10 protein-coding genes are annotated in these 10,318 nt (G+C 71.6%); 6 read left to right on the top strand and 4 right to left on the bottom strand.

What is annotated here, in order from left to right; genetic code table 11:
* Positions 1 to 4: 4 nt before the first annotated feature.
* Entirely contained in the window at positions 5 to 643 is a 639-nt protein-coding gene (locus AAD528_RS13760) for a YitT family protein (protein ID WP_345752656.1), read from the bottom strand.
* A gap of 162 nt (positions 644 to 805) precedes the next feature.
* On the opposite strand from AAD528_RS13760, the gene AAD528_RS13755 reads away from it, so the two are divergent.
* Positions 806 to 1,216 carry an LbetaH domain-containing protein gene (locus tag AAD528_RS13755; RefSeq protein ID WP_345752655.1) on the top strand — a complete coding sequence of 137 codons (411 nt, stop codon included), beginning with the start codon at positions 806 to 808 and terminating at the stop codon, positions 1,214 to 1,216.
* 77 nt (positions 1,217 to 1,293) lie between these two features.
* On the opposite strand, the gene AAD528_RS13750 is transcribed toward AAD528_RS13755, so the two are convergent.
* Positions 1,294 to 2,766, bottom strand: coding sequence for an aldehyde dehydrogenase family protein (locus AAD528_RS13750; RefSeq protein WP_345752654.1), 1,473 nt, complete (start codon positions 2,764 to 2,766; stop codon positions 1,294 to 1,296).
* 82 nt (positions 2,767 to 2,848) lie between these two features.
* Between AAD528_RS13750 and AAD528_RS13745 the strand changes: the two genes are divergently transcribed.
* From AAD528_RS13745 to AAD528_RS13730, 4 genes are all read left to right on the top strand, one after another.
* Entirely contained in the window at positions 2,849 to 3,625 is a 777-nt protein-coding gene (locus AAD528_RS13745) for an IclR family transcriptional regulator (RefSeq protein WP_345752653.1), read from the top strand.
* 136 nt (positions 3,626 to 3,761) lie between these two features.
* Positions 3,762 to 4,856 carry a zinc-binding dehydrogenase gene (locus AAD528_RS13740; protein ID WP_345752652.1) on the top strand — a complete coding sequence of 365 codons (1,095 nt, stop codon included), beginning with the start codon at positions 3,762 to 3,764 and terminating at the stop codon, positions 4,854 to 4,856.
* A gap of 59 nt (positions 4,857 to 4,915) precedes the next feature.
* Positions 4,916 to 6,235, top strand: coding sequence for an MFS transporter (locus AAD528_RS13735; RefSeq protein WP_345752651.1), 1,320 nt, complete (start codon positions 4,916 to 4,918; stop codon positions 6,233 to 6,235).
* Positions 6,228 to 7,013 carry an HpcH/HpaI aldolase family protein gene (locus tag AAD528_RS13730; protein ID WP_345752650.1) on the top strand — a complete coding sequence of 262 codons (786 nt, stop codon included), beginning with the start codon at positions 6,228 to 6,230 and terminating at the stop codon, positions 7,011 to 7,013. The genes AAD528_RS13735 and AAD528_RS13730 overlap by 8 nt, the downstream gene beginning before the upstream one ends.
* A 69-nt stretch (positions 7,014 to 7,082) precedes the next feature.
* On the opposite strand, the gene AAD528_RS13725 is transcribed toward AAD528_RS13730, so the two are convergent.
* Positions 7,083 to 8,489 (bottom strand): MinD/ParA family ATP-binding protein, encoded by a 1,407-nt coding sequence (locus tag AAD528_RS13725; protein ID WP_345752649.1) that lies wholly within the window; start codon positions 8,487 to 8,489, stop codon positions 7,083 to 7,085.
* A 153-nt stretch (positions 8,490 to 8,642) separates the two neighbouring features.
* Positions 8,643 to 9,347 (bottom strand): hypothetical protein, encoded by a 705-nt coding sequence (locus tag AAD528_RS13720; protein WP_345752648.1) that lies wholly within the window; start codon positions 9,345 to 9,347, stop codon positions 8,643 to 8,645.
* Between the two features lie 114 nt (positions 9,348 to 9,461).
* Here AAD528_RS13720 and AAD528_RS13715 point away from each other — a divergent pair, with 114 nt between their 5' ends.
* On the top strand, positions 9,462 to 10,190 hold the full coding sequence (locus AAD528_RS13715) for a LysR substrate-binding domain-containing protein (RefSeq protein WP_345752647.1): 729 nt from the start codon (positions 9,462 to 9,464) through the stop codon (positions 10,188 to 10,190).
* The last annotated feature ends 128 nt before the right edge of the window (positions 10,191 to 10,318 follow it).

Genomic DNA, 10,318 nt, shown 5'->3' with positions numbered 1-10,318 from the left:
TCCGTCAGCGCCCGATGTAGCGGCCCTCGCGGTGGTTCATGGCGAGCACCACGCTCATCACCACCGCGCCGAGCGCGCTCAGGATCACGGTCGGCCACGGCAGCACGAACAGCGAGCTCAGGACGACGAGGACGTCGAGCGTCATCTGAGTCCAGCCAGCGCGGAAGCCCGTCTTCTCCTGCAGCAGCAGCGCGACGATGTTCACGCCGCCGACGCTCGCGCCGTGGCGGAACAGGATGAGCAGGCCGACGCCCGCGAGCAGGTTGCCGGCGAAGACGCTGTAGATCGGATCCAGTCCGGTCACGGGAAGCAGCGCGGCGTTCACGACGGTCAGACCCGCGACGCCGGCGATGCAGATGCACGTCAGGATCGTGAACCGCAGGCCCTTCTTCCACAGCGCCAGGATCGCGAACGGCAGGTTCACGAGCGCGAAGATGAGCCAGAACGGCAGCTCGGTGGCCTGATCGAGCAGCAGCGCGAGGCCCGCCGTGCCGCCGGTCACCGCGCCCGCGGACTTCAGCAGATACAGGCCGAGCGCGGCGACGAACGTGCCGATCACGATGCCCTGCACGTCCTCGGCCACGGTGTGCCGGGTCTGCTCCCAGTCGAACACCAGGGATCGGGCGGCGGTCTCGTTCGTCACACCCACAACGATACGAGAAGCGGATGGGCCTTTGCTGATGCACTCTGCTCATAGCCGAGCGAAACACGCGCGACATCTGATGGCTCCAAGGCCGGGAATATCACGCGCGGCCCTCCCGTTGATGTTGGTGTCCGGCCTCAACCGGGGCCGCGGAAAGGCATCGTGGGCAAGAACTACGTCGACATCGAGAACGATCACGGCGAGACGCTGCGCTACCGCAAGCACGTGAACGGGCGCGGCCTCGTCGCGCACGGCGCGAAGGTGCATCCGGATGCGCGCGTCGAGGTGGGCGCGTACGTCGAGCCCGGGGCGCAGGTCGCCGCGGGAGCGACCATCGCGCGCGGGGCCTGGATCGAGTCGGAAGCCGTGGTCGGTCCCGACGCCTACATCGACGCGAACGCGCACATCAGCCCGAAGGCCGCGATCGGCGCCCGCGCCCACGTGGGCGTCCGCACGCGCGTCGGCGTCGGAGCCCGCGTCGCCAAGAACGCCAAGATCGGCGACGACGAGACGATCCCCGACGGTGGCACGGTCGTCACCGACGCCCGCGGGACCCTGCACCTGGCAGCTTGAGCCACCGCTCGGCAGATGCTGAGGCGCCGGGCCCGCGGTCACGGACGCTGTCGCGACATTCCGTCGGCTTCCTGCGCTCAGCCGTCGATTCGCTGAGGCACGCCGAGCGGATTGGCGTCGCGCAGGGGGTCGGGCAGCAGAGCGTCCGGGAAGTTCTGGTACGCGACCGGGCGGACGAATCGTGTGATCGACGCCGTGCCGACCGCCGTGGTGCCGGGCGAGGTCGTCGCGGGGTACGGGCCGCCGTGTTGCTGCGCATACGTCACGGACACGCCAGTCGGCCACTGGTTCCACAGCAGCCGACCCGCCTTCTCGGTGAGAATCGGCACGAGTCGGCGCGCCACATCCACGTCGTCTTCCGCACCGTCATCCGCCACGATCGTGGCCGTGAGCTGCCCGTTGAGCGCGCGCGCCACGCCGGGGAGCGACGCCGCATCCGTGTAGGTCACAACGAGACCGGCCGGGCCGAAGACCTCGGTGATGAGGGCGTCGGGGGCCGCGAGCACCTCGTCGATCGTGGTGCACAGCAGGGTGATCTCGGGCGGGTCGGCGAGGCTCCACTCGCTGTCGCGCAGCACGTCGACGCCCTTGTGCGCGCGCAGCGCCTGCAACGCGTCGACGAAGCCGGCCTGAATGCGCTCGTTGAGCATCGGTGCCGGCCCCGGCACCGGCTTCGCGCTCAACTCATCGAGGATTGGCGACCCCTCCGGCACGAACAGCACGCCGGGCTTGGTGCACAGCTGGCCCTGGCTGCCGGTGAGCGAGGCGAGGTAGCCCTCGGCGATCTCGGCGGCGCGCCGCCGCGATGCGGACGGCGCCACGAACGCCGGGTTCACGCTCCCGAGCTCGCCGTAGAACGGGATCGGCTCAGTGCGGCCGTTCGCGATGTCGAACAGGGCCCGCCCGCCGGGGATCGAGCCAGTGAAGGACGCGGCCTTGATCGCGGGGTGGCGCAGCGCGGCCACACCATTGTCCGTGCCATGGATCACGCGCAGCAGATCCGCGGGTCCGCCGGCCGCACGGACGGCGGCGGCGATCTCGGCCGCGGTCGCGTCGGACAGGCGGGGGTGGCCGGAGTGCGCCTTGACGAGCACGGCATTGCCCGCCGCGAGCGCGGCGGCGGTGTCGCCGCCGGCCACCGAGAACGCGAACGGGAAGTTGCTGGCCGAGAACACGAGCACGGGGCCGATCGGCACGAGCATGCGTCGCAGGTCTGGCCGCGGCGCGCCCATCGGCCAGTCGGCAGCCGGACGGTCGATGCGCGCGTCGAGGTACGCGCCCTCCTGGGCCACGTCGGCGAACAGGCGCAGCTGGAACGTGGTGCGCTTCAGCTCGCCGGTCAGGCGCGGCTGCGGCAGGCGGCTCTCCTCCTCCGCGATCGCGATCAGGTCGTCGGCCGCGGCGTCGAGCGCATCGGCGATCACGTGGATCACGCGGGCCCGTTCGGCGGCGGACGTCCGCGCCCAGGCTTCGGATGCGGCGGCGACGGCCAGCACGGCCTCTTCGGTCGCGTCCTCGACGACGATCGCGGCGGACGTGGTGTCGGTCATGCGGATGCTCCTCGATGTCTTCGCCACGACGGCGATGCCGCGACGCGCCCATTCAAACCCCGGGGCGCCGTACGATGCTCCCATGCGATCCGATGAGCGGAACAGTCGGACGGGCATGATCGCCCGGGTATCCGCCGTCCTCGGCGCGTTCAGCCCCGAGCATCCCGTGCTGCGCGTCTCCGACATCGCGCGGCGAGCAGGGCTTGCCAAGTCAGTCACGTCGCGGATCGTATCCGAGCTCGTCGCGGAGGACTTCCTTGAGCGCGCCGACCAGGGCGTGCGCGTCGGCATTCGCATGTTCGAGTTGGGCGAGCTCGCCCAGCGTTCGAAGGAGTTGCGCCAGCTCGCCCTCAGTGCCATGGCGGACCTGCGCCAGGCCACGGGCCTAACCGTGCAGCTGAGCGTGCTGAAGGTTCCCGACCAGGTCTACGTCGAGATCCTGATGGGCCGCAGCGCACAGCTGGACATCCGCTCGCGGATCGGCGGCCGCGTGCCCGCTTACGCGACGGCGGGCGGCAAAGCGGTGCTCGCGCACTCGGGCCCCGACATCGTGGATCGCGCGCTCGCCGGCGAGCTCATGTCATTGGGCCCCGGCACGATCACCGACCCTGCCGCGTTGCGCCGCCAACTCGCGCGCGTGCGCGACGAGGGCGTCGCATACGAGACCGAGGAGTCGAACCCCGGCATCTCCTGCGCCGCGTGCCCGATCCTGCGCGCCGACGGCACGCCGATCGCCGCGATCTCAGTCACCGGGCCCGCTGGTCAGATCGACATGGCGCAGCTCGCGCCCGCCGTGAAGATCGCGGCGCTGGGCCTGAATCGGCGCATCCGCGCCAACTCCGCCTTCAGCAGCCTCTGACTGTTCCGCTCAGCGGATCGATATTGGAGCGCTCGCGGCGTCCACCCGTAGCTTGTGGCGGTCGCCCGCTGTCGGGCACACCGCAGCAGTCGCGCGCAGGGATGCCCGCGGACACAATCGCGAAGGAGTGGCCCGCATGAAGGCGATGGTCATGTACGACACGAACGCGCCCCTCGTGCTCGAGGATCTGGAGCTGGACGCGCCCGGCCCCGGCGAGGTGCTCGTGCGGATCGAGGCGACCGGCGTGTGCCACAGCGACGTCCACTATCTGACCGGCGGCCTCCCCGCCCGCACGCCCATCGTGCTGGGCCACGAAGGCGCCGGCATCGTGGAGGAAATCGGCGACGGCGTCACCGCCATCCGGCCCGGCGACAAGGTCGTGCTGATGTGGCGTCCTCGGTGCGGCGAGTGCGAGTACTGCCTCTCCGGCGTCCCCGCCCAGTGCGCCCTCGGCCGCGTGCACGGGCAGACCAACGAGCTGCTGCGCGGAGGCACCCGACTGAGCAAGGACGGCGTCCGTTACCACCATCTGATGGGCGACTCGTGCTTCGCCGAGCGCGCCGTCGTGTCGCAGGAGTCCCTCGTGAAGATCGACCCCGAGGTGCCGTCCGAGATCGCCGCTATCGTCGGCTGCGCCGTCATCACCGGCATGGGCACGGTGCTGAACCGGATGCCCGACGCCGCGGGCAAGAGCATCGCGATCATCGGCGCCGGCGGCGTCGGCCTGTCCGCCGTGATCGCCGCGCAGCTCGTCGGCGCCGCCCAGATCATCGTGTCCGATGTCGTCCCGGCCCGCCTTGAGAAGGCGCGCGAGCTCGGCGCGACCCACACGATCGACTCCTCGAGGGAGGACTTCGCCTCGCGCGTGGTCGAGATCACCGGCGGCGGCGCGCACTATGTCCTCGAGGCGATCGGCCGCGGTTCGACCATCCGCGCCGGCTTCGACGCGCTCCGCGCGCGCGGCACCGAGATCGTCGTCGGCCTCGGCGCTGTCGGCGACGAGCTGTCGATCCCGATCAACCTGCTCGTTCAAGGCGACCGGCGCGTCGTCGGCGCGCTCTACGGGTCGTCCAACACCCCCCTCCAGCTCCCCGAGATCCTGCGGCTGTATCGCGCCGGCCGCATCCCGCTGGACAAGCTGCTGGACAAAACGTTCCCTCTCGCCGAGGCGAACGAGGCGATCGAGCACCTGCGCAGCGCGGCGATCGGCCGACCGATCCTCGTTCCCTGAGCAGGGCGAACCTCTCACCCATCTCACCAGGCACCACCCGCTCTTCAAAGGAGATCAGCATGACCTCAGCCGTCGGCGAATCCGCCGTCACCGTTCCCGTCGTCTCGGCTCGAGACCGCCGCCGAGCCCTCTGGGGCAGCGCCGTCGGGTCCACCATCGAGTGGTACGACTACTTCCTCTACGGCACGATGGCGACCGCCATCTTCAACGCGCACTTCTTCCCGAGTGAAGATCCGGTGGTCAGCTCGCTGCTGGCGTTCGCGTCGTTCGCCCTCGCATTCGTGATCCGCCCCGTAGGCGGCGTGATCTTCAGTCACATCGGCGACCGGATCGGACGGAAGAAGACGCTCGTCATCACCCTCACGCTGATGGGCGTCGGCACGATGCTGATGGGTGTGCTGCCCACGTATGCCGCGATCGGCGTCGCTGCGCCGATCCTGCTCACGCTGCTGCGCTTGGTCCAGGGTCTGGCGCTCGGTGGCGAGTGGGGCGGCGGCTTGCTGCTCGCGGTCGAGTACGCGCCGAAGAACCGCCGCGGCTTCTATGGCGCCGTTCCGCAGATCGGCGCGCTCGCGGGTCTCGCGCTCGGCAACATCGTCACCATCCTCGCCCGCGCGATCTTCCCCGCCGCCGCCTTCGAGACCTTCGGCTGGCGCATTCCGTTCCTGCTATCGGGCGTGCTGCTCGTCGTGGGCCTCTGGATCCGCAGCAGGATCGACGAGACTCCGTCGTTCCGCAAGGTGAAGGCCGAGGGCTCGACCCAGAAGCTGCCGATCGCGACGGTATTCCGCGACTACTGGCGCGAGGTGCTCATCTCGACCGGCGCCAAGTTCGTCGAGACGAGCACGTTCTTCATCTTCGCCACGTTCTCGGTCAGCTACGCCGCGAGCCTCGGTTACGACTTCACGGCAATCCTCACTTTCGTGCTGATCGGCTCGATCATCGGCATCGGCGGCATGCTGTTCTACGGCGGCCTGTCCGATCGCATCGGTCGCAAGAAGGTCTTCCTCGGCGGCTCGATCGCGGTGGCGGTGTTCGTGTTCCCATACCTCGCGATGCTCTCGAGCGGGAACATCGCACTGGCCGGCGCCGCGATCATCATCTCGTTCGCGATCGTGTGGCCCACCTACGGCTCGCTCATCGGCACCGTGCTCGCCGAGAACTTCGCCCCCGAGATCCGGTACACCGGCGCTTCGCTCGGCTACCAGATCGGCGCGGCGGTCGTCGGCGGCCCCGCCCCGCTGATCGCGACCGCTCTGCTGGCCGCCTTCTCGGGCAGCTGGATCCCAGTGGCCCTCTTCGTCGTCGTATGCGCAGTGCTGTCGTTCATCGCGGTGTCGTTCGTGAAGGCGCGCCACAATGAGGATCTCGATGTCTGATCAGGCTTTCGCCGGGCAGGCCCAGGCGCCCCGTGTGGGCGCCTGGGTCACGCTCGATGCGCCCGTCGCCACCGAGCAGATCGCGCGGGCGGGCTTCGACTACGTGTGCGTGGACGGGCAGCACGGGCTGCTCGGCTACGAAGGCATGCTGAACGCGTTGATCGCGGTCACCGCGGGCGGGTCGATGCCGTTCGCACGCGTCTCCGAGAACAGCGCCGCCGAGATCGGCCGCGTCCTCGACGCGGGCGCGCGCGGCGTGATCGTGCCGCTGATCGACACCGCCGAGGAGGCCAGGGCAGCGGCCGAGGCCGCGCGCTACCCGACTTCAGCGGGTCGGCGCTCGTACGGCCCGATGCGCCTGGGTCCGCACTTCGGGGCGACGCCCTCGGACACCGACGCCGGCGTCACCGTGCTCGCCATGATCGAGACGCGCGGCGGGCTGGAGCAGCTCGACGCGATCCTCGACGTGGAGGGCGTCGACGGCGTCTATGTCGGCCCATACGATCTGTCGCTCGCGCTGGGCGCGGCGATGCCGTTCGAGGAGGTGATCCTGCCCGAGCTCGACGCCACGCTCGGGCGGATCGCCGTCGCCGCGCATGAGCGCGGGAAGATCGCCGGCGTGCACTGCGCCGACGGCACCCAGGCGGCCGTGCGCGCCGCGCAGGGCTTCACGTTCATCACCGCCGCGACCGACATCGCCTCGCTGCGTGCGGACGTCGGGGCGCAGCTGGCGCTCGCGCGCGGTCTGCGGTCCGCTCCGCAGGTGCGCGCGTACTGACGCGCGTCGCCTCCGAGGGAGAGGTCGGTCGCCGAGCCCCTGCTGCCGCGGGTGGCAGCAGGGCTCGGGTCAGCGCAGCCCCGCGGCCACCGCGGCCGTGACCTCGAGCCAGGCCTCGCGCGACTCATCCGACAGCGCGTCGTAGTCGATCACGTCGCCGCGATCGAGCGCGGGGTCGAACGGCACCGACACGACCTGGCGCGTGAGCTGGCCCATGTGAGTCGTCAGGCGGCGCTCGAGATCCGGATAGCTCGTGGGCGACGGGTGGCTCATCACCGTCACGGCGTTGCGCAGCTTGGCCTCATGGCCGTGCGCGACGAGCGTGTCGGCCATGGACGCGAGCGTGCGGGCGCTGTCCTCCTTGACGATCGTGGTGAGCACGAGGACATCCGCCTCCGCCACCGCCGACTGCCAGGTGCCGGCCTTCGAGTTGTTGCCGGTGTCGACGATGATGACGCGGTACGAGCGGCTGAGCGTCTCGTGCAGCAGCCCGAACGCCTCCTCGTCGATCACGTCGCTGTCGCCGTCGAGGCTCTGCGATGCGAGCACGTCGAACTTGTTCTCGCCCTGCGCGCGCACGAAGTCGATCAGGTCGGCCGAGCTGAGCTCGCCCGTGCCGACGGACTGCACGTGACCGAGCAGGTCGATCGCGGTGTGATCGTGGTCGGGCGAGGGCAGCGAGCGGATGCCGAGCGTGCCCTTGAACTCGTTGTTGTCCCACGCGAGCACGCTGCCGCCGCGGACGCGACCGAGCGTCGCGCCGAGCAGGTAGGTCGTCGTGGTCTTGCCGACGCCGCCCTTCTCGCCGATCACGGCGATGGTCTTGCGGCCGGAGAACGCGCGCTGCACGGTCTCGCGCCGATCACGCTTGGCCTGCTCGGCCTTGCCCGGCTTCATCCGGAACCCGAGCCTGTTCATCCCGCCGCGGAACCCCTCGGTCGCGGTCACGGGCAGCACGGGCTTGGCCGACTCGGCGAAGTCGCGCGCGGTCAGCAGGCGCGCGCCGCGGCGGGTGAGCGACGGCTCGGCCTCCGCGCGCGGCGCAGGCGCGGCGGCGGCCGGCGCCGGAAGCGGAGCGGCGGCCTGCGCGGGCGCAGCGGGCTCCGGATCCGCCCCCGGAGCCGACTTGGGGACGCTCGTGACGATGTCCGGCAGGATCGTCGGGGCGCCCGGGGCCTCGGGAACGGCAACGGGAGCGGGCGCTTCGGCGGGCGATCCGACGCCCTCCTCGACGGATCCGTCCGGCGCGACCACGAGCATCCGCACGCCGTCGCTGCCGCTCGCCGCGACGCGCACCGGGCGGGCGTACTCCTGCGCGACCTCGACGACGAGGGCGAGCACGGCCTTGCGGGCACCCGCGGCGTCGCGGGCCTTGACGGCGCGGGTCGCCCCGTCGACGGTCACCGTCCCGGTGCCGTCGTCGTTCGTGACGACCGAGATGCGGGGCCGGTCGGGGATCTCTTCGCGATCGGTCACTGGTCTCCTTGCAATGGTGTCGACCGGTCGTTTCCGCGTCGCGGGAAGGACGGGCCGGAGGAACTCGGGTTCAACCGTAACCCGCGCGCGCACGGGGGCCGCGCGCGGAACGGGCCGCCCGCCGGGCGGAGCGGCCTCATCCGGATCAGCGCATCACGCCGTCGCGGACCGCTCGGTCTCGCCGTCGGCGGACGGGGCGACGGGCTGCCCGGGCTCGGTCGGGACGCCCGGCTGCACCGGCTCGGCCGGCCCCACGGGCTCGGTGGGCACGGGCGGCTCCCCGGGGCCGGGGGTCTCCGGCTCCGACGGCACGCCCGGCTCGGCGGGCACGGGCACCGTCGGCTCCGCCGGCGTGGGGACCGTGGGCTCGTCAGGGGTCGGCACCGTGGGCTCCGCCGGGACCGGCGCCCCGGGCTCGGCGGGATCCGGGGCCGTGGGGTCGGCGGGATCCGGGGCCGTGGGGTCGGTCCCCGCGGCCGCGGCGGCCGGCTCGGCGGGCTCCGCGGGGGTGGGTGGCTCGAACGGCTCGATGGGCTCGATCAGCCCGGCCGTCGCCGCCGGTGCCCCGTCCGGCTCGTCGCGGTCGAGTGCGTCCTTGACCCGGTCGGTCACGTCCCCCGCGACATCCTTCGCCTTCTCCGTGACGTCGGCCGTGACGTCCTTGGCCTTCTCGACGGCCTCGCCCGCGAACTCCCGCACGTCGGCCGCGACCTCCTTGGCCTTCTCGGCCGCGTCGCCGGCGAAGTCCCTGACCCTCTCGGTCGCCTCGGGGACGAACTCCCTGACGTTGGCGCTCGCCTCGGTCGCGACCTTCTTCGCGCCCCCGAACAGCGACCTCACCCAATCCGTGACACCCATGCGATCCTCCAGGCCTTGTCAGCAGGGGCTGGGCCCCTTCCGCGCAACCCTACTGGCCGTCGCGTGCCGCGCACCGGGGCAGGGCTGCCCAGGAGATCCGCGTAATCTGGCGGAATGGCGCAGAAGGGTCGATCCGGGCGACGCCCCACCGCTCCGCGCGGTGCGGCCGGCCAGCGCGGTGCCAGTCAGCGCGCCGCGCCCGCCCGGCGAGCCCGTCCCGCCGCCGAGCAGGCGTCGGCGCCCGAGGCGCCCCGCGCGTTCCGGCTCGGGGCCGTCCCCGGCGCGACGCCGGGCAAGTGGATCGACCGGTGGCGCGAGCGACTGCCCCACGTGACGCTCGAGCTCGTGCCCCTCGACGTCGCGACCCAGCGCGCCGCGATCCTGTCCGGCGACGTCGACGCCGCGCTGATCCGGCTTCCCCTCGACGCCGCGGACCTGCACGTCATCCGCCTCTACGACGAGACCGCCGTGGTGGTCGCCTCGTCCGACTCCGCGCTCACCGCGGCCGACGAGCTGGATCCGGATGACCTGGCCGGCGAGATCCTGATCGTGCCGCGCGACGACGTCCTGGGGCCCCTCGATCTGCCGGGCACCGAGCCGCCGCGCTTCGACGCGCCCGAGACCACGGCCGACGCGATCGCCACGGTCGCGGCCGGCGTCGGCATCGTGGTCGTGCCGATGTCGCTGGCCCGCCTGCATCACCGCCGCGACGTCGAGTCGCGCCCGCTGCGCGGCGCCCCCGTCTCGACCGTCGCCCTGGCCTGGCACGCCGACCGCACCACCCCCGACGTCGACGCCTTCGTGGGCATCGTCCGCGGCCGCACCTCCAACTCGTCCCGCTGACCTCTCCGCCGACAACACGTGTTCTCAGCGAGGACACGCGGAATCGGCGCTTGTGATGTCTCAGGACATCGGTGACGGAACTGCATCAGGACATCGGTGACGGTTCCTGCATCAGGACATCGGTGACA

The sequence above is a fragment of the Microbacterium rhizophilum genome (assembly GCF_039605615.1).
Classification (GTDB): Bacteria; Actinomycetota; Actinomycetes; order Actinomycetales; family Microbacteriaceae; genus Microbacterium; species Microbacterium rhizophilus.
This window is presented reverse-complemented; position numbering and strand designations above follow the sequence as displayed.